The 21,989-nt window shown below is 68.0% G+C and carries 20 protein-coding genes and 1 pseudogene; 8 read left to right on the forward strand and 13 right to left on the reverse strand.

From position 1 onward, the window contains the following. Positions 1–573: 573 nt before the first annotated feature. The 8 genes from ACXC9Q_RS41565 to ACXC9Q_RS41600 all read right to left on the reverse strand — a co-directional run bounded on the left by ACXC9Q_RS41565 (position 574) and on the right by ACXC9Q_RS41600 (position 9,690). Complete coding sequence (locus tag ACXC9Q_RS41565) at positions 574–747, reverse strand: hypothetical protein (protein WP_457062531.1); 174 nt, start codon at positions 745–747, stop codon at positions 574–576. A 115-nt stretch (positions 748–862) separates the two neighbouring features. Next, positions 863–1,708 carry a YihY/virulence factor BrkB family protein gene (locus ACXC9Q_RS41570; RefSeq protein ID WP_457062532.1) on the reverse strand — a complete coding sequence of 282 codons (846 nt, stop codon included), beginning with the start codon at positions 1,706–1,708 and terminating at the stop codon, positions 863–865. A 159-nt stretch (positions 1,709–1,867) separates the two neighbouring features. Further along, entirely contained in the window at positions 1,868–3,373 is a 1,506-nt protein-coding gene (locus tag ACXC9Q_RS41575; protein ID WP_457062533.1) for an AI-2E family transporter, read from the reverse strand. A 1,313-nt stretch (positions 3,374–4,686) separates the two neighbouring features. After that, positions 4,687–5,481: a sugar phosphate isomerase/epimerase family protein gene (locus tag ACXC9Q_RS41580; protein ID WP_457062534.1), complete on the reverse strand. Its 795-nt coding sequence runs from the start codon at positions 5,479–5,481 to the stop codon at positions 4,687–4,689. After that, positions 5,478–6,530, reverse strand: coding sequence for a zinc-binding dehydrogenase (locus ACXC9Q_RS41585; protein WP_457062536.1), 1,053 nt, complete (start codon positions 6,528–6,530; stop codon positions 5,478–5,480). Before ACXC9Q_RS41585 ends, ACXC9Q_RS41580 begins: the two co-directional genes overlap by 4 nt. A gap of 41 nt (positions 6,531–6,571) precedes the next feature. Continuing rightward, on the reverse strand, positions 6,572–7,468 hold the full coding sequence (locus ACXC9Q_RS41590) for a carbohydrate ABC transporter permease (protein WP_457062538.1): 897 nt from the start codon (positions 7,466–7,468) through the stop codon (positions 6,572–6,574). Further along, the gene (locus ACXC9Q_RS41595; RefSeq protein WP_457062540.1) at positions 7,468–8,385 is read right to left on the reverse strand and encodes a carbohydrate ABC transporter permease; all 918 of its coding nucleotides are present in this window, start codon (positions 8,383–8,385) and stop codon (positions 7,468–7,470) included. Before ACXC9Q_RS41595 ends, ACXC9Q_RS41590 begins: the two co-directional genes overlap by 1 nt. Then, positions 8,386–9,690, reverse strand: coding sequence for an ABC transporter substrate-binding protein (locus ACXC9Q_RS41600; RefSeq protein WP_457062542.1), 1,305 nt, complete (start codon positions 9,688–9,690; stop codon positions 8,386–8,388). It abuts the gene before it with no gap. A gap of 139 nt (positions 9,691–9,829) precedes the next feature. Here ACXC9Q_RS41600 and ACXC9Q_RS41605 point away from each other — a divergent pair, with 139 nt between their 5' ends. Then, positions 9,830–10,927: a LacI family DNA-binding transcriptional regulator gene (locus ACXC9Q_RS41605; protein WP_457062544.1), complete on the forward strand. Its 1,098-nt coding sequence runs from the start codon at positions 9,830–9,832 to the stop codon at positions 10,925–10,927. A 267-nt stretch (positions 10,928–11,194) separates the two neighbouring features. Here ACXC9Q_RS41605 and ACXC9Q_RS41610 read toward each other — a convergent pair. Then, positions 11,195–11,528: pseudogene (locus ACXC9Q_RS41610) on the reverse strand (histone-like nucleoid-structuring protein Lsr2). 901 nt (positions 11,529–12,429) lie between these two features. On the opposite strand from ACXC9Q_RS41610, the gene ACXC9Q_RS41615 reads away from it, so the two are divergent. After that, positions 12,430–13,959 carry a family 43 glycosylhydrolase gene (locus tag ACXC9Q_RS41615; RefSeq protein WP_457062545.1) on the forward strand — a complete coding sequence of 510 codons (1,530 nt, stop codon included), beginning with the start codon at positions 12,430–12,432 and terminating at the stop codon, positions 13,957–13,959. A gap of 102 nt (positions 13,960–14,061) precedes the next feature. Here ACXC9Q_RS41615 and ACXC9Q_RS41620 read toward each other — a convergent pair whose 3' ends face one another. Next, entirely contained in the window at positions 14,062–15,147 is a 1,086-nt protein-coding gene (locus ACXC9Q_RS41620; RefSeq protein ID WP_457062547.1) for an amidohydrolase family protein, read from the reverse strand. A 447-nt stretch (positions 15,148–15,594) separates the two neighbouring features. Between ACXC9Q_RS41620 and ACXC9Q_RS41625 the strand changes: the two genes are divergently transcribed. Further along, on the forward strand, positions 15,595–16,455 hold the full coding sequence (locus ACXC9Q_RS41625; protein WP_457062548.1) for an IS110 family RNA-guided transposase: 861 nt from the start codon (positions 15,595–15,597) through the stop codon (positions 16,453–16,455). Further along, entirely contained in the window at positions 16,416–16,946 is a 531-nt protein-coding gene (locus ACXC9Q_RS41630; protein ID WP_457062586.1) for a hypothetical protein, read from the forward strand. Before ACXC9Q_RS41625 ends, ACXC9Q_RS41630 begins: the two co-directional genes overlap by 40 nt. 638 nt (positions 16,947–17,584) lie before the next feature. On the opposite strand, the gene ACXC9Q_RS41635 is transcribed toward ACXC9Q_RS41630, so the two are convergent. Both ACXC9Q_RS41635 and ACXC9Q_RS41640 read right to left on the reverse strand, forming a co-directional pair. Next, positions 17,585–18,103, reverse strand: a complete 519-nt coding sequence (locus ACXC9Q_RS41635; RefSeq protein ID WP_457062549.1) for an SRPBCC family protein — start codon at positions 18,101–18,103, stop codon at positions 17,585–17,587. Beyond that, on the reverse strand, positions 18,100–18,429 hold the full coding sequence (locus ACXC9Q_RS41640) for an ArsR/SmtB family transcription factor (protein WP_457062550.1): 330 nt from the start codon (positions 18,427–18,429) through the stop codon (positions 18,100–18,102). Before ACXC9Q_RS41640 ends, ACXC9Q_RS41635 begins: the two co-directional genes overlap by 4 nt. Before the next feature lie 255 nt (positions 18,430–18,684). On the opposite strand from ACXC9Q_RS41640, the gene ACXC9Q_RS41645 reads away from it, so the two are divergent. From ACXC9Q_RS41645 to ACXC9Q_RS41660, 4 genes are all read left to right on the forward strand, one after another. Further along, a complete protein-coding gene (locus ACXC9Q_RS41645) occupies positions 18,685–19,170 on the forward strand; it encodes a DUF5753 domain-containing protein (protein WP_457062588.1) in 486 nt (161 codons plus the stop codon). A gap of 326 nt (positions 19,171–19,496) precedes the next feature. After that, entirely contained in the window at positions 19,497–19,730 is a 234-nt protein-coding gene (locus tag ACXC9Q_RS41650) for a hypothetical protein (RefSeq protein WP_457062551.1), read from the forward strand. A gap of 82 nt (positions 19,731–19,812) precedes the next feature. After that, entirely contained in the window at positions 19,813–21,306 is a 1,494-nt protein-coding gene (locus tag ACXC9Q_RS41655; RefSeq protein ID WP_457062552.1) for a DNA cytosine methyltransferase, read from the forward strand. A gap of 48 nt (positions 21,307–21,354) precedes the next feature. Next, entirely contained in the window at positions 21,355–21,489 is a 135-nt protein-coding gene (locus ACXC9Q_RS41660; protein WP_457062553.1) for a hypothetical protein, read from the forward strand. 80 nt (positions 21,490–21,569) lie between these two features. Here ACXC9Q_RS41660 and ACXC9Q_RS41665 read toward each other — a convergent pair whose 3' ends face one another. Then, positions 21,570–21,950 carry a (R)-mandelonitrile lyase gene (locus ACXC9Q_RS41665; RefSeq protein WP_457062590.1) on the reverse strand — a complete coding sequence of 127 codons (381 nt, stop codon included), beginning with the start codon at positions 21,948–21,950 and terminating at the stop codon, positions 21,570–21,572. Positions 21,951–21,989 lie beyond the last annotated feature (39 nt).

Consider the following 21,989-nt stretch of genomic DNA (forward strand, 5'->3'; position numbering starts at 1 on the left):
TCGCGGAAGGAATCCGCAGCGCTCGGCGCAGGGAGTTCGATACGACGTTCCCGGCCCCAGGCGCGCGACCGGGAGCCGTCGACACGGTTACCGTTGTGAGGGGTGGGCGACCGTTGATCTTCTCGTACCCACTCTCATTCGGCCGGACACGGCCAGCGACGAGTCTCCGATAATCGACCGGTAGGGGTTGAGAATTCGCTGAGCTGGGAACGGTGGTGGGCAGTGGGGGCGGCCACCGCTGAGGGGCAGTGACCTGGTCAATGGCCTCAGCGCCGAGCCACCGTAGCCCTCCACCGCGCTTGGGCGGGCCCGGGTCACCGATTCTGAGGGGCATCGCTGACGGGCCCGGCCCAGCGCCTCCACCAGACACACTCCCAGGTCCTGTCATCGAGCGATTCCTCACTCCACGAGGGACGGACCGGTAGGGGCGAGTCGTGCTCTGTCTCCGGGCCGCATCCGCGGCAGCGAGAGCTCCAGGATCGCCGCCGCAACCGCATCGAGGAGCCGCGCGAGGCGCCGGGCGCGTCGGCTTGTAGTGCGGCATGCTCCTGCGGGCCGCGGTGCGTGCCGGGGCTAGTGCCGGGCGTGGCGCCAGGCCCGGTAGCGGGCGATGATCAGCATCCGGTTGATGCGGATCTCGGTCGCCGCGGTGTCCAGCGGCGGGACGGAGTTGGGCTGCTTCGGCGTGGTTGACAGCGTGGTGATGCCTGGGTGCCGATGGAGGTGCCTGGCGTGTCGTCTGTTCATGGCGATTCCCCCTTCCGGGGCGCTGGTGTGCGGCTGATTCATTGTGCGTCGCGATCCTGCGCTTCGTCACTCCCGGGACACGCCGCCGCTGGCCGGGACCTGCGTGGACCCGTGATCAGGGTGCGTCCGGTTCCTGGTCGGGCGTCGTTTGAGGCTTCGGTTGGGGGTGTGTCTGGGCGTTGGCTTCGGCGCCGAGGAGGACGGCGAGGGCGGTGAGGTAGAAGAACAGCAGGGCGGCGATGGGGGCGCTGATCGGGCCGTAGATGTTGACGGTGTCGAAGGCGTAGCGCAGGTAGACGCGGACGGCGGCGGCCCCGGCGAGCCAGATGACAGTGGCGATGGCGGCGCCGGGGAGGTGGTCGCGCCACCGGGAGCGGCGCGGTACGGCGTAGTGGTAGAGGGTGACCAGGGCCAGGACCGACAAGACGAGCAGGGTGGGCCAGTAGGCGAGCCGGAGGACGTTCTGGGCGAGGTCGTGGCCGGTGGCCGGCACGAGCCGCAGCAGGGTCTGCGGGCCGACGACGAGCAACGGCAAGAGGACGACGCCGATCACGACGCCGGCCAGGTAGAGGCCGAGGGCGAGGATCCGGCTGTGCACGGCGCCGCGTTCGTTGCGCTGGCCATAGGCGATCGTGATCGCGTTGACGTAGCTGGCGGTCGCGGTGGAGCCGGCCCACAGCGCGAGGAGGAATCCGGCCGAGGCGACGTCGGCGCGGCCGTTGCTGAGAACATCGTCGACCAGCGGCTTCACGAGACTGGTCACGGTCTGCGGGGTGAGCGCCTGGGAGGCGACCTGCACGATCCGCTGCTCGATCACGGTACCGAGATCCGCACCGAACACGGTCTCCAGGTAGCCGACCAGACCGAGAAGGCACAGTGCCAGCGGTGGCAGCGACAGCAGCATCCAGTAGGCGATCTCCGCGGCCATGCCGAGCACCCGGTGCCGCCAAGCGCTGCTCACGGTCGCAGCGATCCCCGCACCGATCCGCGTAGGTGCATTGTGGAGCCGTTGGCGCCTCCGGGTGCTGTTGCTGCCTGCGTTTGTCACTGAGAACCTCCCCGACCTCCCCGACCTCCCCGACCTCCCCAACTTGCCCGGACTGACCTGTTCGCTGCGCCGCTACACGCGTGGGTGGTGCTCGCCGGGTCGGTGATCGTCGGCGGCGTCGCCGTGAGTGCGGTGGAGAAGCCGGGGCAGTCGGGGGAGCAACTGCCGCAGGCCGGCTCCGTTCAGCCCGGATGGGCGGCGGTCGGCGGTGGTGGCCGGGTCGTGTGGGGAGATCGCCGGGGCGGGTGCCGGTGGGCCGGCGCGCAGGGTGGCGGCGGTGGGGGTGCCCCAGGGCTCGAGCATCAGGTGGTGGCGCAGGTAGAGGACGGTTTCGCGGGCGATGGCGGCCAGCGGCAGCGCGACCAGAGCGCCGGCGATGCCGTGCAGGTGGCCGCCGAGCAGCAGTGCGAACATCACCAGCAGCGGGTTGATGCGCAGGCTGTGGCTGAAGACCTGCGGCGCGACCACGTGCCCTTCCAGTTGCTGCAGCACCACGAACAGCAGCAGCAGCCACACCGCGGTCCACAGATCGCCCTGGAACAGCGCCACCAGGATCGGCGGCGCCGCGCCAAGGACCGGTCCGAGATAGGGGATGAGTTCCATCAGGGCGTAGAAGACACCGAAGAACACCGCATAGGTCTTCCCGGCCGGAAAGATGCCGAGTGCCCCGAACAGCCACAGCGCGATCCCGGCGCTGAGTCCCATGATGAGGCTGAACAGGAGCTGGCCGCGGACGTAGCCGGAGACGGCGCGCTGCACCCGGGCGGGGTAGTCGTCGTCGATGCTGATGTCTCCGGACGTGTCTCCGGACGGCATCACCTGCCGGGTCAGGGCGCCGATCCTGCCGGCGTAGATGAGCATGTAGATGGTGATTACCAGCGTCAGGATGAGGACGAAGGCGGCCTCGGCGAGCAGGGTGACCAGGTCGCGGGTGAACGCGACGACGTCGCCGGAGCCCCGTAGTACCGACGCCTGCAAGGTGTCCAGCGCGGTCTGGCCCGGGGCCTTGATCTGGATGCCGATACCGCGCTGGTCCAGCCAGGCCTGGAAGTTGGCCAGCGAGGCGTTGGCCGAGTCGATCAGGCGAGGCAGATCGTCCTGGAACGCCGACAGCTGGACGGCGACCTGACGGACCAGTAACGCCACTGCACCGCCCACCACCACGAAGAACCCGAGGAACACCACCACGATGGCGATCCCGCGCGGCACTCGCGCCCGCTGCAACGCGACAACCAGCGGATTCACGATCAACGCGACAACCGCGGCGACCAGGAAGATCATCAGCACTGGCGCCGCCGCCCGCGCGAGCGCGGTCAGCGCGAACAAGGCGACCGCCACCACAATCGCCTGCACCCACCGCGGCACAACCACCGGCTCCACCTCGGTCGGCTCTGGCGCGAGATCTGGCACCGGATCTGCCGGTCCAGCAGCGGCGTCGTCGACAGGCGGCGCACTCGGGTTGTGCGCAGCGTCCAGTGCACCCACCGCCTGTGGTGGTGTGGTTGGGATGTCGTGATCGATCGGATCAGCGGAGATTGCGGCTGTGTTCTCGGGGTTGCCGTCATGCCCTGTGACCATGGCTCCCGCCTCCCTACCGATCCGTGAACTGGCCATCACGCCATCACACGCGAAACGACGTACCGTTGTCGGCCGGTGCCGTCCGGGCCACCGATTCGCCCGGATGGTTGGTGCCGGCACCACCGTGGAGATGAAGCACGATCCTCAGGTAGTCGCAACGCTGCGGCGGATCCTTCTGTTCGGCGGGGTCTCAGGGCTGACTGCTTGACCCCAGGCCGCCGGCGAACACCGCTCCCGTCTCATCTCCGGTACCCGACACCATCGGGCCGCTAACGACAGGTGGCCGGCGTTCCGGGGCGCTGGGCTGGAGCACCGGCGCATGGTCCGAACCACGAACCGGCACGGCCGAACCACGGCCCTGCCTGACTCCAGCAGCGACACCACGCAGGGCAGCGGTTCCCAGCCTCGCTGCATCGAATTGGCGAGGCTGGGAACGCCTGGTGACCATCGGTCGAACCCCGCGGCCACCACCTCATCGGTACCCATTGCGCCGGATCGAGACACAAGGCACGGGCGAGCATCGACTCGCCGAAACGCTCGCCGTTGCGGCGGGTCGGGGTCACTGGGTTCTGCCATCGCCGGCCAACGTCAGCCCCATCTGGCTGACAGTGGCACTGCTGTGGATCGTCAGCGCCACCCTTCCTACTGATCATCGACGCTGCGGGTCTCGTGGAAGGACCACCCCTTTACGGGCAGAGGGTTCGACACGACGGTTCCCGGCCCCAGGCGCGCGGCCGGGAACCGTCTGAGGCCGCCGATAGAGGTCGGCGGCGCCGATCTTCTCGTACCCACCCTCGCGCGACCGGACACATCAGCCGGGGGTTCTGCGATCGTCGGCCGCCCGGGGGTTGAGAAGCGGGGCTGGTGGGCACGGTGAAGACCAGTGAGGGCGGTCACTGCGAGGGGCGGTGACTTCGGTGGAAGGCCTCAGCGCCGGTCACCGCGGCCTCCATGCGCTCGGGCGGGCCCGGGGCGGCGGTTCGAGGGGGATCGCCAAACGGGCCCGGCCTAGCGCGTCAGTCCAGCGCCCGCTGGCTGGTGATGGCCTGGTTGGCTGGGTCGAGTCGTGCCCTTTCCTCGGGCAGCATCTGCCGTAGTGGGAGGTCCAAGAGACAGGCCGCTGCTGGTTCGTCGAGGTCGAGGAGGTTCGCGACGCGCCGGGTCGCCTCGGCGTGCGCCTTGCTCGGGAAGCTTCAGGACCGGCCAGTCCGGCGAGCTCACCGCGGTTCGGATTCTGGTTCGAAACCACGTCGACCAGCCTGGCCAGCTACCTCTCGGCCATGGTCGGACTCGATGCGATCGGAACGCGCCGGTCAGCGCGATAGCAGCTTGGCCACCTCTGGCAGGATCTGGTCGACCGGGCCGCTGAGACCGCATTCCATTGCCAACCAGCCCTCATAGCCGATCGCCTCCAGGGCTTCCAGGGTCTCTGCCCAGTCGTAGTGACCGGCCCCGGGCTCCAGCCGGTTGCTGTCCCCCAGCTGGACGTGCCCGATCAACGAACCGGCCTGCCTGATCGACTCGCCGATCCGTGCTTCCTCGATGGACATGTGGAAGGTGTCCGCGGTGATCATGACTCCGGGAGATCCGACCTCCTCGACCACCGAGACCGCATCGGCCAACTGGTTGATCACGAAGTCTTCGAACCGGTTCAACGGCTCCAGGTACACCTTCGCCCCGACGGACTCGGCGTGCTCGCCCACCTCACGGAGAGCCTCGACCAGTGCCGCCCGGGAGTCGTCGACCGAGCGGGGCGGCTGGAACGGCGGCAATCGTCGGGAGAACAGTCCGAAGGCGTGCGGCGAGACGATGCCAGTGCCACCTGCGGCCACGATCGTGCTCAACTGGATCTTGAGCTGCTCGATCGCGTCCCGGCGACGATCGGCGTCGAAGTCGCCGATGAAGTGGTCCATGTGCACGACCGCGGTCGGCATCTCTACGCCGGCATCCCGGGCCCGTCGGAGTTCGTCGAGACGCGATCCGAAGATGCCGTCGCCGCGCGCGGACAGTTCGATTCCGTCGAAGCCCACCTTCCGGACGAAGGCGGATTTCTCCTCCAACGTCTCGCCGGGCAGGGTCATTTCGGCGGCAGCGAGCCGGAAGCTCATGCGGTCACTCCTTCGTCGAAGCTGAGCACAACCTGCAGTGCCTCCTGCGGACGTTCGTCGAGCATCCGGAAGGCGTCCGCGGCTTGCGCCATCGGAACGGTGTGGGTGATCAGGTCGGTGACGTTCAGCCGCTTCTCCGCGGCGAGCTGGATCGCTGTCCTGGCGAGTCGGTCGTAGTTCCATCGATGCTGCAATGCCGGCGCGACACCGGAGATCTGCGAGCAGATCAGCGCCACCCGGTTGTGGTGGAACTCCTCCCCCAGCCGCAGCCCGGCTCCCTCGCCTTGCATGAAGCCGGCCACGCAGACCCGCGAGCTGTACGCGACTGACCGAACCGCCTCGTGCACGGCGTGGTAGCTGCCCGACACCTCGAGGCACACATCGGCGCCGCGGCCTTCGGTGAGGTCACGGATCCGCTCCGCGACCCCCCCGTCGGCGGGGTCGAGCGCACAATCGGCGCCGAGGTCCAGCGCCAGTTGACGGCGGGCCGGCAGCCCGTCGACGGCGATCACGCGGCCGCCGTTCAGCCGGGCCAGCTGAGCGGCCAGTTGCCCGGGTACGCCGAGGCCGAAGACGGCGACCGTCTCTCCGACGTGGATGTCGGCGTCCAGTACCAGGTTCAGTGCGATCGCACCGATCTGGCTGAAGATGCCGACACGCGGATCGACGGTGGCGTCCAGGATCCGCTGCGCGGCCCAGGTCGCCTTCTTGACTGTGTGGCTGCGATGTCCCCAGGTACCCCAGACCACGTCTCCGACGCTCACGCCGCCGGCAGCCGCACCCAAGGAGACGACCTCGCCGACCTCCTCATATCCCCAACCATCGACGGGATAGCTGATCGAGGTGTCACCCTGGACGAAGAGCCGGGAATCGTCGTCCCATCGCTTGTTCAAGTAGGGGTTGCTGCCGCGGTAGGCGGTCAGTTCGGTACCCGCAGAGATGCCCGAATACAGCGTACGGATCAGGATCTCGTCCGGTTGCGGAGTGCGTTCGGTGTCGGGCACGACCTCTGCGACGCGTGGTGAGCTGAATCTGACCAGGGATGGCATAGGTTTCCTTCGAGTTCGGCAGAGTTGCGGGGTGGTGTGGGTCAGCCCTTGACGGCACCGGACATGAATCCCTGCGTGACCTGTCGTTGCAGGATGACGAAGATCACGATCACCGGGACGATGGTGATCAAGGTGCCGGCGGCAAGTGGTCCGATGTCCATCGAGCGGCCGCCGGTAAAGTTGTAGAGGCCGGCCGTGAGTGGCCGGTACTTCCCGCTGGGCAGGTAGAGCAACGGCACCAGGAAGTTGTTCCAGTTGTTCAGGAACGTGAAGACCGCCAGGGCAGCGGCTCCCGAGCTCACCAGCGGCATCATCACCTGCGCGAAGATCCGGCCCTCGGAGGCGCCGTCGATCCGCGCGGCCTGTTCCAGCTCTTCGGGAAGGTCGGAGAAGAAGGCCCGCATGAAGAACGTCCCGAACGACAGGTTGGTCGAGATCAGCACCAGGTTGGCACCGACCAGGCTGTCCAGCAGTCCCATGGATCGGAGCTGGAAGTAGAGCGGGATCATGTAGGTGAAGAACGGCACCAGGAGACCGAGTACGACGACGTAGAAGACCGCCGTACGTCCGGGGAAAGGCAACCGGGCGAAGGCATAGCCGGCCATCGTCGAGATCACGATCACCACGACCGTACTGGGCACGGTCAGCAGCAGGCTGTCCAGCAGGTAGCTGCTGAATCGACCCACCGTCCAGGCCGACCGCAGGTTCTCCAGCGAGAACGAGGAGAACAATCCGAACGGATCGCTGCGGACGTCCTGGGGTGTCTTGAGTGCCGTGGAGACGATCAACAGCACCGGGAACAGCGTCAGCGCTGCCATCACCACCAGCACCACATGGCGGATCGCGAGTCCCGTGGACCGGCGTACATCGTGCCGGCGGACTTCCGACTGCGCTCCGGACTGGCTGGGACGCGAGACGGCGACAGGTAGTTCGACCATCAGGCCCCCAGCCCTTGCAGCGACAGCCGTCGCTGGAGACGGTTGAGCATGATCGTGAACGGCACCGCCAGGACCGTGATCAGCAGCGCCAGCACGGTGCCGTAACTGATCCGGTTGAGCTGGAAGGAGCTCGAGTACGCATAGGTCCCGAGTACGTCGGTCGCGTCGGCCGGGCCGCCGCCGGTCATGATGAAGATGATGTCGAAGACGCTGAACCCGCCGACCAGAGTCAGGGTCAGAACCATCAGGAAGACCGGCATGATCTGTGGCAACAAGATGTGCCACAGCCGCTGTACGGCGTTCGCTCCGTCGATCCGGGCCGCGTCGACCAGCTCGACGTCGACGTTGCGCAGCGCGGACACGATGATCATGGTGACGAAGCCGCACGTCGCCCAGATCGCGGTCGCGAGGACGGCGAAGATCGCGGTCTTCGGATCCCCGAGCCAGCCGCGGCTCAGGTCGCCGAGGCCGACGGCCCCGAGCACCCGGTTGACCCAGCCGTTGACAGGGTCGTAGATCCACCCCCAGACGATTCCGATCGCCACGCCGGGCAGCATGAAGGGCAGGAAGAACAGCAGGCGGTAGATCGATCCGCCGCCCCGACCGGACCAGATCACGACCGCGACCAGCAGCCCGATGATCATCGGCGCGGCGGTGCCGATCACGATCCAGATCGCGTTGTTGCCCAAGGCGTGCCAGGTCGCGGGATCGGTGAACATCTCGGTGAAGTTGCTCAGCCCGACGAACGGCGGGGTCGGATCGAGGCCGTCGAAGTCGACCACCGAGTAGTAGAGGGCGTTGAGCATCGGGAACACGAAGAAGATCGCCGTGATCACCGCCACCGGGAGCGCGAGCAGGATGCCCAGTCGCGCCTGGGCCCGGCGGGTGACCGCAGGAACGTTGCTGACCACAGCCATCTATTTGGCCGACTTCTCGTAGGCCGCCTGGAGTTGCGCGGCCACCTTTGCCGCATCGGCCTGGCCGCTCAGGATGCCCTGGATGCCTTTCCACATCGCGTTGTTGAAGACGTCGCTGGTCAGGACGTCGATGTTGTACCCGAAGTCACCCGTGCCCTCGGCGATCTTGGCCGAGTCGTCGAGCACCTGCTTGAACAACGGCGACGCCTTCATCCCGGCCGTGTCGATGGGGTATGCCGGGATGTCCTGCAGCTTCTCCGCGGCCCAGCGGCCGTGGTCGGGGGTCAGCAGGTAGTCCAGGAACTTGATCGACGCGTCCGCCTTCTTGGTCGACGCAGACACGAACGTGCCCGACCCGAGTCCACCGCTGAAGATGCCGGCGCCGTCCTTGGCCGGGAACGGAATGAAGCCGACCTCGAACTTGGCGTTCCGCTCAATGTCCAGGGCCAGCCAGCTCCCGGTCGGGTTCATGGCCGCCTTGCCGGAGTAGAACAGGGCGTTCGCGTTGTCGTAGCTGACCGCGGTCGGTGACGGCGTCAGCAGTTTCTTGTCGTTCCACTGCTTCCACACCGCCAGCGATTCCACGACCGGTGGGCTGTTCCACGACGTACGGCCGTTCAGCAGGTCGTCCATGCCCTTCGACCCGACGGCGCTGGACAGCGACATGCTGAGCAGATGGCCGCCCTGCCAGCCTTCCTTGTCGCTGACCGCGAACGGAACGACGTTGTTCTGCTTGAGCTTCTCGGCCGCGGCGGTCAACTCGGCGAGGTTCGTCGGCTGGGCGATCCCGTACTTCGCGAACAGCGTCTTGTTGTAGAAGACGCCGACCTCTTCGATCTGGCTCGGTACCCCGACGATCTTGCCGTCGAAGGTGACGCGCTTCTTGGCGAAGTCGTAGATCGGCCACTTGTGCTCGGCGTACGCACCGGTCAGGTCGTACACCAACCCGGCCTTGGCCAGCGCACCGGCGAAACCTGGTCCGGTGTCGTAGCCGAAGACATCGGGGCCCTGACCCGAGCGCAACTGGGTCTGCAGGACGGTCCGGACGTTCTCGCTCGGGATCACGTCGAGCTTCACAGTGATCCCCGGGTTCTTCGTCTCGAACGTCTTCAGGTCGGACTTGATCAGCTCCAGATCAGCAGGATCCTCAGGCTGGCCGATCATGTACCGGATCTCCTGCTGACCGCCGGTGTCCTGCTTGACGTCCCCGGAGCCGGCACCCGGGGCGCCGCCCGTGCACGCCGCGGTGGCGAGCAGCGTGCCGGTGGACAACACGACCGAGGCGACGAACGCAATCCTCTTCACGAGCCACTCCCTTGTCGGGGGCAATGCATCGGGCAAAGTTCTAACGTTAGAACTTCTAACGTTGGAACGATGCTGGCGGGGCGCACCCGCTCTGTCAAGATGTCGTCCTAGGGTGTTTGCGGCACTCGAAGGGAGAACGATGGCGCCTGACGTCGACACCGGCGCGAACGGCCGGCCCGCTCGTCCCGCCCGGCTGAAGGACGTCGCCGAACTGGCCGGGGTGTCGTTGAAGACCGTGACCAACGTCGTCCACGAGCGGCGCCACGTGAAGGCCGAGACCCGGGCCCGGGTCAAGGCCGCCATCGCCGAACTGGGCTACATCCCGTCCCTGGTCGGGCGGCAGTTGCAGAGCGGTCGCAGCAACATCGTCGCTCTCGCCGTGCCGCGGATCGACGAGCCGTACCTGGGCGCGTTGGCCCACGCGCTGATCATGGCCGGGGAGCGGCACGGGTACGCCGTCTTCGCCGACGAGACCGGGCGCAGCGACGACCACGAACTGCGCGCCGCCGCCGGGTATCCCGGCCACAGCATCGACGGCGTGATCTACAGCCCGCTGGCGATGGACCCGCGGCGGCTGGCGGACATGAGCCGGTCCACCCCGATGGTGCTGCTCGGTGAACACCTGAGTGAGGGCGCGGCCGACTACGTCGCGATCGACAACGAACAGTCCGCCCGCGATGTCGTGCGGCACCTGGCCGACGGCGGACGGAGACGGGTCGCCTATATCGGCGGCAATCCCGCCCGGCCCTTGAGCGTCGGCCAGTTACGGTTCCGGGGCCTCCGGGCCGCCGTGAAAGAACTCGGCCTGGAAACGCGGGACGACTGGCTGCTCCGCTGCGACCGCTACTCCCGGGAGACGGGCGCGGCGCTGGCCGAGCAGTTGCTGCCGCGGATCGGCCAGATCGACGCCTTGGTCTGCGCCAGCGACCTGCTGGCGATCGGCGCCATCAGGACCTTCATCGAGCACCAGGTCCGAGTCCCCGACGACGTCGCGGTGATCGGCTGGGACAACATCGTCGACGGCCGCTACCTATCCCCGAGCCTGAGCAGCGTCGCCACCGACCTGGACCTGCTGGCGGACCGGACGTTCGAGGCCCTGATCAGCAGAATCGAGGGCAACCGCGACCCTGCCCGCGTCTACACCGTGCCCCACGAGCTCACCATCCGCGAGTCGAGCGGGAATCCGGAACCGCGTCAGAACAGCGCTGCCGGACATCGTGTCGATGAAGATACGTGACGGGGAGAGCATCGATCTCGCGGATCTACGCGACCTTGGGCTCAGCCACGGCCTGCCGCCGGTGTCCTCAACGCCGCTGTTACCGTCGCCGCAGCACCGCAGCCTCCTTCGCCTCGCCTCACCCAACTCGATACCTCCCACGTCGAGAAGGTAGTCGCGTACCCGGCCGCCGCTGTGAGTGCACGTGGTGCACCGCTTCCGCGGGCGTGAGCAATACCCCCACGTGGGTCGCGCGGGAATCACCGGGCCGGGCTGCGCTGGAGCTGACTAGTTGGCCGCGTCGAAGGCTTTCCTGATGTCGGCCGGTACCCGTCCCCGGTCGTTGACCTCGTAGCCGTTGGCGCGAGCCCACTCCTTCACGGTGCGAGCATCAGCGCCGATGGTCGAGCGGGTGACCTTCTTGCCTCGCACGTTCCGGATCGGCCTCGCCGCTTCGATGTAGACAGCCAGCGCCCTGCGGAGCGCTGCGGCGTTCTTGGTGCTGAGGTCGATCTCATAGGAGCCGCCGTCGAGTGCAAAGGTCACGATCTCCCCCCTTGCCGGCAGGGAGCTCGTTGCCGTCGACGTCGTCCGTGAGGAGGATCTCCACTCTTTGAGCCATTGGCTATTGCCTCCTCGTGAGCGATGGTGCCGGCGTCCCGCGGCGACGCGCGCCGCATCTCTCGCCGGACGGCACGTCGTAGTGAGCCGACCGGGCTCCAAGATCATCGTGGGGGTTGCTGGCGTGTGTGGGTCATGCCGTTCATCAGCTGACGGCGGTCGGGTGTGGTGTGCGGCTACGGTACCCACGTGCGGCGCCGATCGAGGTGACCGCGGGGCGTTGAACGTGAAGGTGGCGGTTGGCAGCCGGCGCGGCGCACCGGTATCGTCCGACCGCGCCGTCATGGAGTGCCTCGGCGCCTGGCCAGATGCGGAATCGCGGCCGATACTGCACCGATGCTCCGATGTGGCACCAGGGTCCCCAACCCCCTGCATTCTCCGAGGGGACGCGCGCCGGGCGAATTCTCCGAGGGGACGCGCGGCGGGCGAATTCTTGATCATCGGTAGGTTCCCAGCCCGAGCTTGAGAGATCGCGCGGTGGGCTAGGGCTGCTCGTGTGTGGTGGGTGCGTCGGTCGCGGGTTCGATCGGTTGGTAGGGCCGGGTCGGAGGATGTTGTTCGCGAACTTGACGTCATTGGCGACAGGTGCGGCGGCGAAGCGTGGATTGGGGATGACCACCGGGCGGTCAGGCCTGGCGGGTGGACCGGTCAGCAATATTCTCCGCTGTTGGCGGCGCGCGGGCGCGGTTCCCGACGGGGCTGAACGGAGGCCGATCGGCTGTGGGCTCTGCCGGCCTAGCCGCGAGAGCTTTGCCGCGGCCCTGGTTCGATGCAGAGGGTTGCCGGCGCGGTTACGGTCCAGTGCGCCGTTTGGGGACGTCGATACTGGCTGTGGGGACGCGAAGGATCGGCAGGTGCCGCAGGCGTCCTGGAACCTGATGACCGGCTGGTTGACTGGTCCCATGAGCGCGCGACTGCCGTTGCCTGGATGGGGTCACCTGGGCACCGGCCTGTACGCCAATCCGGTTCTTCCCGGTGACTACTCCGATCCTGATGTCATCAGGGTCGGCGACGACTACTGGATGGTCAGCTCGACGTTCCAGTACTCGCCAGGGATGGCTGTCCTGCACTCGCGGGACCTGGTCTCGTGGCGACACGTCGGGGCGGCCGTGCCGGATGTGGCTGTGCTGGGGCCGGAGTACCGCTGGGACCGGATGGGCAGGTACAACCTCGGCATCTACGCCGGGAGCCTGCGCCACCATCTGGGCCGGTACTGGCTGCACTTCACGACGCTCGGCGAGGGCATTTTCGTGACCACTGCCGAGCATCCGGCCGGCTCCTGGTCGCCGCTGCACCGGCTGAGCGACGAGACCGGGTGGGACGATCCCTGCCCGCTGTGGGACGACGACGGACGGGCGTGGCTCGTGGCGAGCTCGCCGGGGCGCGGTGCTTGGGTCACCTGGCTGATCCCCATGAGCCCGGATGGTAGGTCCATCGACCTGGCCAGCAAAACGGTCATCGACGACTGGCACACCAGCGAGGGAAACAAGATCTACAAGCTCGACGGGCAGTACTTCGTGCTGCACAACGAGGTCCGGGGCGACGGCAACCGGGTCCTCGTCATCATGCGGGCCGCCTCGCTGAACGGCCCGTGGGACAAGCGCCTGCTTCTTCAGGGGCTCGGCGCGGATCGTGAACGGGAACCCAACCAGGGCGCGCTGGTCGACCACCCCGACGGTTCATGGTCCCTGGTCACCCATCACGGACGCGGCGGATACGCCGACGGCCGCCCCGTCAGCGTCCTTCCGGTGAGGTGGATCGACGGCTGGCCCGTGGCCGGTGACGCCGACGCACCGGGCCGGATGACGTGGCATGCACGGTCGCCGGTGTCCACCACGCCTCCCGTGGACCTGGCGCTTGACGACGACTTCGGCGCTGACGGGCTCGCCCCGGACTGGGAGTGGAATCACGCGCCCCGCCCCGGATCGTGGGTCCTCGCCGACGGCCTCGTGCTGCACGGATCGAGATCGCTGCGTCCCCATGATCTGCGCGCCGTTCCTTCCACCCTGACCCGACGCCTGCTCGGCACAGCGGGCGCTACCGCAGCCGTCCGACTGCACACCGACGACTTCGCAGACCACCAGACCGCCGGTCTCGGCGTCCTGTGCCGCCGCAGCTCCGCGATCACCCTTACTCGCGACGGCGACCGGTTCCGCGTTGCCACCATGGGCGACACCGATGCCACTGGGCCCAGTGTCGAGACCGGCCCGATCTGGCTGCAACTGACAGTCGATGGACGCGACTACGTCACCTACAGCTACAGCCTCGACGGCACGACCTTCGACCCGCTCGGCAACACCGACGTCGCCTCATGGTCGGACTATCGAGGTGCCCGGATCGCCCTGTTCAGCACGGCTCGGACCGACAACGCCGGCGCTGCCCGCTTCGACTCCTTCCGCTACCGAATCCACCCACGACTCTCACCCCGCTGACGCCGTCCCGAGCCAGGTGGACACCTTGCCGGCAACGCACCGGCTGGAGGCCAGCCGAAACTATCTCGAGGTCGACCGCTCTCGACCGGCCTGCCGGGCCGATCACCCCACCGTTTGCCCGCGCAGCACGACCTGGCGTACCTCTCGCAGCCCGGTCACGTCCCGGGCCAGGTCACCGGCGACCACGACCAGGTCCGCGTCGTAGCCAGGGGCGAGTCGCCCCTTGCGCTCGCCCAGCCCGCACACCTGGGCCGCGATGCTGGTAGATGCAGCCAGCGAGTCGACCACACCGGCCACCGCGGCCAGCTCCACGACCGACTCGGCGTACAGCCCGTGGGCCTTGTTTGGGCCGATTCCGGCGTCGGCGCCGCCGACCAGTCGGACCCCGGCCGCATGCATCCGCTTGACCAGACTCTGGCGCTTCTCGACCAACTCCTCGGGGGTAACGCCGGCCTCGCGCATCCGCTGCTGCAACGCCTCCGGCGCGCGGCGCAGTGCCGCGACCGTGAAGCCTCCGACGGTGGGGCACACGGCCATCCCACTCTCCGCCAACGCCTGGAGTTGCGCGGCGGAGGCAGAGATGTTACGCAGCGCGGCCAGCCCCGGCGCGGCCGCGTCTGCCGACCGCACGAGGAAGCCGGCGTGCTCAAGCCGGTCGGGCCCGACCGCGACCGCCTGATCGATGGCCAGGGCCGCGTGTGCGTGGGCGGTCACCGGCAGCCCCGCGCGGTGGGCCGCGTCCACGAGCAGCTGCAGGTCCTCGAGAGCGAACTGGGGCGCATAAATGTCGGTGTCGGCCGTGTAGATGCCCCCGCTGGCCATCACCTTGACCACATCGACCCGCCGCTCGACCCGCTCCCGGATCGCGGCGAGCAGCTGGTCGGCCCCGGCCGCCTCCCCGCCGAGGTACCAGCAATGCCCGCGGGGCGTCGTGACCGGCGGGCCCGAGGCCACGATCCACGGCAACGCGTCGACGCGGGACCGCTGCGCGTCGCGCCGGTCGACAACGTTGAAGTTCCGGTCACCCAGGTCGCGCACCATGGTCACCCCGGCGGCCAGCTGCCGGCGCAGCGCCTCGGTCACCACCGCATCGATCTCCTCGTCGCTGTAACCGGCCACCCGGTCCAGCGCCATCGGCCCGCTGTCGGCAACCAAGTGCACATGCGTGTCGATCAGACCGGGGAGCACCGTCGCGTCACACCGTGATCGTGCAGCGAGCAGTCCGCAGGCGGGTCGTACGCGGCGGCCTCAACCCCCAGGATGCGGCCGCGGTCGACCAGCACGGTGGCGCCCCCCGGCCACGAACCGCTCCCCGTCGAAGCAGGCACCCGCGCGGACCGCGTACATAGGACTCACCTACTCCCTCAGAGGCTCCTTGACAAGCAACGGCCGGGGCCCTGGCGGTCCGCGTTTCACGCCACCCGTGTCCGGCACACGAGTGGCCGCCACGCAAGGAGGGTTATCGGTAAGAACGCTGTCAATAGCCGCAAACGAGTGGGCGGATGATGGACTAGACGGTATGGAGTGACTGCTCGCGGGTGAGTGGTTGCGGGCCGGGGCCTCACTCACACAGATTCGTGAGTTACCGAGTAGGAGCTGCCTGCTCGGCCTATCCGACATGTGTGGGAGGCCCCGGTGTTTACCGAGCGTACGAGTGTGGGGCTGGATGTGCACGCCCGGTCGGTCGCGGCGGCGGCGATCGATGGTGTGACCGGCGAGTTGGTGGAGGCCAGGCTGAGTCCTTCGCACGTTGAGATCCGGTCGTGGTTGCGGCACTTGCCCGGGCCGGTGGCGGTGACGTATGAGGCTGGTCCGACGGGGTTCGGGTTGTCACCTGCGTTGAACGCGGCGGGGATCCGGTGTGTGGTCGCGGCGCCGAGCAGGTTGCAGCGACCCAGCGGCGATCGGGTCAAGACCGACGCAAGAGATGCGATCCACCTGGCCCGGCTGCTGCGCCTGGACGAGATCACACCGGTGGTAGTGCCCACCGTCGAGCAGGAGACCGCGCGAGACCTGGTCCGGGCCCGCAAGGACTGCCGGGGTGACTTGATGCGAGCCAGGTACCGGCTGTCGAAGCTGTTGCTGCGCCAAGGCATCGTCTACTCCGGCGGGCGGGCATCGACCGGCGCGCACGATGCCTGGCTGCGCCAGATCGGCCGCCAGGCGTTCGACTCCGTGCCGCTGCGGATGACGTTCGAGTCCGACTACGACGCCGTGCTGAGTGTCCAGGCCCGCCGCAGCCGTCTCGACGCCGCGATCGAGCAGCTGGCCACCGGCAGTGAGTTCAGCCCGATCGTGCGCCGGCTGGGATGCCTGCGTGGGGTTTCCACACTGACAGGGTTCGCGCTGGCCGTCGAGATCGGCGACTGGCACCGATTCACCGGCAACGCCATCGGTGCGTTCGTCGGACTTGTCCCTCGGAGCACTCCTCCGGCCAGTCCCGGATACAGGGCTCGATCACCAAGACCGGCAACACCCACGTCCGCAGGCTCCTGATCGAAGCCGCCTGGCACCACCGCGCCCGTTACGTCGTCGGCAAAACCATGCGCGACCGATGGGAACTGGCCACGCCCGCCGCCCGAGCCCGCGGCGACGCCGGCAACCAGCGGCTCCGCCAACGTCGCAATCGCCCGCGAACTCGCCGGCTGGTGCTGGTCCCTGGCCCTGCTCGAGGAATAGATCCACAAACCGGCTCCGTCGACCACCGAGGTGGAAGCAGCGCGTGGAGCGACCCGCGACACAACTATGAGGAGCCCATCAAGGCGACGCTCGACCCTAGACCCGCGGACCCGCTCCGGCCGAACACCCCGTCCTGCGGTAACCAACCCGCGCATATCAGCCTGACCGCGCGTCGCCAACGACACGCTCACCACCAACCAGCCGACGACGCCACGAGGCGCCCGCCCCAGGACAACCAGGACGGGCGCCTCACCCTGCCACTTGACAACAAACCGCTACGTATCAGTTGTGGCCACCGGGGTTCGTGACTCGATCAGCAGGCTCATCAGCTAGGCCGATATATCCGGCCACGCGACCTCGGCGAAGCTGAACAGCCGCTGCGGGCGGATCCGTATCCCGGCCGCTGCCCAGTCCAAGCTGCCGCCGCGGTTGCGCAGCTCGGTGATGTTCCGTACGTCGTCCGGAAGGGTGTCAGCACCTCGGCTGGGCCTTCGGTCAGCACGGCGGCGTGGCGGTCGTGCTCGCCTTCGATGATGGACAGCGCGAGCCACGGATGGGCCTCGTCGGTACGGCGTGCGGACGGCCCCCCGGCCGGGTTGTGGATGCGAGCGCGTATGTTCGGCGCGCCAGGTACCCGGCCAGCCGGGTTCCGGTCATCCGCCGGTTCGGCGGGTAGGCCGTGCGTGTTGCCTGACTGGCCCGGCCGAAGGAGGCATCCTGTAGCCGGCCCAGCCACGACGCTACGGCCGCGTCGTCGGCGCTCGGCATGAGGTCTTCTCCGCGGTCACTGGGCATACGCTCCTCCTTCCTTGGGCGCTCCATCCGGTGCCCGAGATCTAGCTTGTTCGCGTTTCATGCCGGTGCTCCGGGTCCCTCGCCACGGCGGAACAACCGACGGCTCCGAGCGACCGCTGGCAACTCCGTATCAAGGATGCGTCGTCTCAGATCAACCGAGGGCGGCGGCCATCGGTTCGTAGACGGCCTCCAGCTTCTCCCACCGCGCGTCGCTGTCGTCGGGGACCTCGCGGCCGGCGAGATGGGTGCCGAGGTCCTCGACATGGATCTGGATGCCGGCCCCGAAGGCGGCGACGTGGCTCAGGGGCATGCCGCGCTCCTCGACGACCACCACGGTCTGGTCGCCGTGGGCCTCCAGGGTCACCTCGATGAAGTGGTTGACCTGGCGCTCGATCGCGTGGCGCAGCAGGAAGCGCCGTGGGGGCTCGCACTCCTGCACCTGGCCCGTGCCCTCGGCGCCGCTGGCCGTGAAGTGGAACCGGTACGTGCCTCCGACGCGGAGGTCGCCTTCGACCTGGCCGAGCCAGCGGGCCAGTCGCCGGGGCTCCGTGACCGCCGACCATGCGTCGTCAATGTCGGTGTCGAATCGGTCCTCCATCCGTACGACGCCCGCCCCGTCTACCGAACCCAACCGACCCAGGATGCGCGGGCCGTCTTCCGAGCTGCTCATGCGGTGCTCCTTCGTTCGCGCTTCCCCCGCGCCACCTCCGTGTGCAGGGCGTCCAGCCGGTGCTCCCACAACGCGCGGTACCGACCCAACCACTGGTCCACGTCGGCCAGCGGCTCGAGCCGGATGCTGTACACCCGGCGCTGCGCCTCCTGACGGACCTCGACAAGGCCCGCCTCGCGCAGCACGCGTAGGTGCCGCGAGACGCCCGGACGCGCGATCGGCAGCAAGGTCGCCAGGTCACCCGCGGTCCGCGGACCCCGCGCCAGCGCGTCGAGGATCGTGCGCCGGCTCTCGTCGGCCACGGCTCGCAGGACTGCTTCCACCATCCGAAGGTACCCACATCGTTACGTACCTGTCTAGGTACATACTCCCTTGTCGGAGGCATCGGTCAGCTCGGCGATCCGGGCGACCACGCGGGCCAGGCGCCTAGCGCGGCGGGCAGTTGCGTCACTCCGCCGCCAGTCGACCATTCCGAGACAGTCGCCTACCGACTGCAGTTGCGCGACTAGGCGCACCTACAAGGCCACGTTACAAACATCGAGGCTGACACTCGGGTCCTGCGTGCCGTCGACCCGATCACCATCCACGGCCTGCTCCAGATTCCGCAGTACGCCCTGGCGATCATGGAGTTGGCTGACTCCGAGAACATGTTCGATCACGAGGCCGCGCTCGCAGCACGCCTTGAGCGCCAGAAGATCCTCGGCGACCACACACGTCAGTTTTCGTTCGTGATGCTCGAGCAGGTCCTGCACGCACCGATCGTCACGCGAGCGCAGCTAGAACACCTTGCCGAGCTCGCAATCCGTGGCGACTGGCTGACGATCGGCATCGTGCCCCACGGAGCACCCTGGCCGGCGATCCCGTGGAGTGGCTACAACCTCTATGAGTTGAGCGATGGCAGCCAGATCGTCACCGCCGAACTGACCCACGGGGAGTCGACAGTCACCGGTGAAGACGACGTCAAGCTCTACGCCGACCTTCATAGCCGCTGGCTGACACGAGCGGTCACCGGCGAGGAGACGGCCGAGCTGGGCCGAAACCTCGCCGACGGAGTGGCGGACCTCTAGCGGTTCGTAGGCCCCGAGGCTCTCCCGCCCCTGGCGGGCGGGAGAGGATCCCGGCCTCCGGCCGGGACGAAATCCCTTCTCTGGCTGGGGTTGGTGGGCGGCACCAGACCGGCCCCCTCTACCCGAACCGGTTCCGGAAGTTCTCGCCTGATGGACGGCGGCGCTGCGCTTACTTCCTTGTCCATCAACCGAGAACTTTCGGAACCGCTTGGCGCGGAGCCTCTAGCCGGTCCGGTAGGCGGCAGTAGCCGGCAGGCCCCAAAGGACGGGGCTGCCGCCAACACAAGCCCACCAGCGGGCAACGGACCAGTCGCAAGGAGACCACCGTGAACCACTCGACCAACACCACCCCTGACCTGTACTTCGTGGATGCCGTTGCCGAGCACTGCGACACCTGCTGGCCCGAGCACCGTGACGTGACCCCGGCGCCGCAGCCGATCCGCAACGGCCAGGTCGTGAGCGTCTGCTCGTGCGGCCGCAAGTTCATCGGCATCGACCCCGACCAGGCCGACTGGCAGCTGATCGACCACATCGACAACAGCGACAAGACCGCCAACTAACCCACCGGCACGGGGAGCGTCGTGGTGACGGACCACGCACCCACGGCGCTCCCCGCACCACCCCTTGAGAGGAGTTGAACCGATGACGTTGACCGTGACTGATCTGTTCTGCGGTGCCGGTGGCTCGAGCACCGGCGCGGTCCAGGTGCCCGGGGTGAGCGTGCGGATGGCGGCGAATCACTGGAAGCTGGCCGTGGAGACCCACAATTCGAACCACCCGACCACGGACCACGACTGCGCGGACCTGTCCCAGGTCGACCCGGGCCGCTACCCGCGCACCGACGTGCTGTGGGCCTCGCCGGAGTGCACGAACCATTCCCAGGCCAAGGGCCGCAAGCGCAACGTGGACGCGATGCCGGACCTGTTCGGTGACACCCTGCCCGACGAGGCGGCCGAGCGGTCGCGGGCGACGATGTGGGACGTGGTCCGGTTCGCCGAGCACCACCGCTACGCCGCGCTCGTGGTCGAGAACGTCGTCGACGCCGCGCTGTGGGTGCTCTGGCCGGCGTGGCGCTCCGGTTTGGACGCGCTCGGCTACTGCACGCACGTGGTCTACCTCAACAGCATGCACGCCCAGGGCGGCGGGATGCCTGCCCCTCAAAGCCGTGACAGGTTGTATGTGGTCGCGCACCTGCGGACGACCACATGTCCGGACCTGAACCGGTGGACCCGCCCCCTGGCGTACTGCGCGGGGTGTGACCGGATGGTGCGGGCGATGCAGGCGTGGAAGAAGCCCGAGCGGACCTGGGGCCGGTACCGGGCACAGTACGTGTGGCGCTGCCCGAACGTTGCCTGCCGCAACCAGGTCGTTGAGCCCGGCTGGCTCCCGGCGGCTGCCGCGATCGACTGGTCACTGGTGGGGGAGCGGATCGGGGACCGGACCCGGCCGCTGGCCGACAAGACCATGGAGCGGATCCGTGCCGGGCTGGCCCGGTATGTGCGGCCGGAGTTGCTGGTGCCGGTCGAGGGCCGTGACGGCAAGACCGCCGCACTGCTGGGCGAGCCGATGCGGACCATGACGACCCGCAACGAGACCGGGCTGCTGGTTCCGGCCGGTGGCACCTGGAACGAGACCGCGACGCCGCTGAGTGAGGTGATGAGGACCCGGACCACTCGTGAGTCGGAGGCGCTGGTGGTGCCGCTGCGGAACAACAACACGACCAAGCGGGCAACTGAGCCGTTCGACACGTTCGCGGCAGCAGGCAACCACCACGCGCGGCTGATGCCCTACTACGGCAACGCCACCACCCGGCCGACAACCGCACCGCACGGGACGTTCACGACCCGGGATCGGTATGCGCTGATCATGCGGAACAACGGATCGCGCTACACGGGTGCGGAGATGTGTACCCCAGCGACCGAGACGCTGCGCACCCTCACCACCGCCGGGCACCAGTCGGTGCATCGCCGACGGCATCGCGTACATGGTCACTCGGCCGCGCCATCAGTGAAATGTGGATCATGCCCACCGACCAAGCCTGACGGGACCACCACCCTGGGTGACGCCGATGCTGCGGTCGGTGCCGATAACGTGTCGGCCCGCCAACGGGGCGGATCGGAGCCGCAACCGGCCTGAAACGCTCTGGCGATGGACCTAAAGCTTGCCTAGAGCAACTCTGACATCGTGGCCGAACTGGGCACTGGTCTGATCGGGCCGGTAGCGCTGGAACTGGCCCGGGCCGAGGAACAGATCCCGGGGCCCCGCGGCATGCCTGGCGGGTCGAGGTTCGAGCTGAAGTGGAACGGCTTCCTTCACTGAACTTGTCAAGTGCCTCGGTGACGGGTGCCCGGGTTTGGTCGGCAGACGGGCGGCTGACAGGCGTCACTGGATCGGCGTTATTAGGCGACTGTCGGTGCGGCCCGGTATTCCTCGTCGGTGACGGGGTTGAGCCAGTGGACGACGTCGTGGTGGCTGTCGGCCTCGTTGATGGCCAGGTGGACCATGAGGCGGTTGGGGGCGGCGCCGTGCCAGTGTTCCTCGTGAGCCTCGAAGAAGACCCGGTCGCCGGGGCGGATGATCTCGATGGGACCGCCTCGGCGCTGGCACAGTCCGATGCCTTCGGTGACGAAGACGGTTTGGCTCAGTGGGTGGCGGTGCCAGTGGGAGCGGGCCCCGGGCATGAAGTGGACCAGGTTCGCGGTGACCCGTGAGGGTGGCGGGGCGGCGGCGACGGCGTCGATGTAGACGTCGCCGGTGAACCAGTCGGCGGGTCCTTTGATGGTGTCCGTTGGAGCTGCGGGTGATTTGCATTGATTCCT

It is taken from the genome of Kribbella sp. CWNU-51 (genome assembly GCF_054073265.1).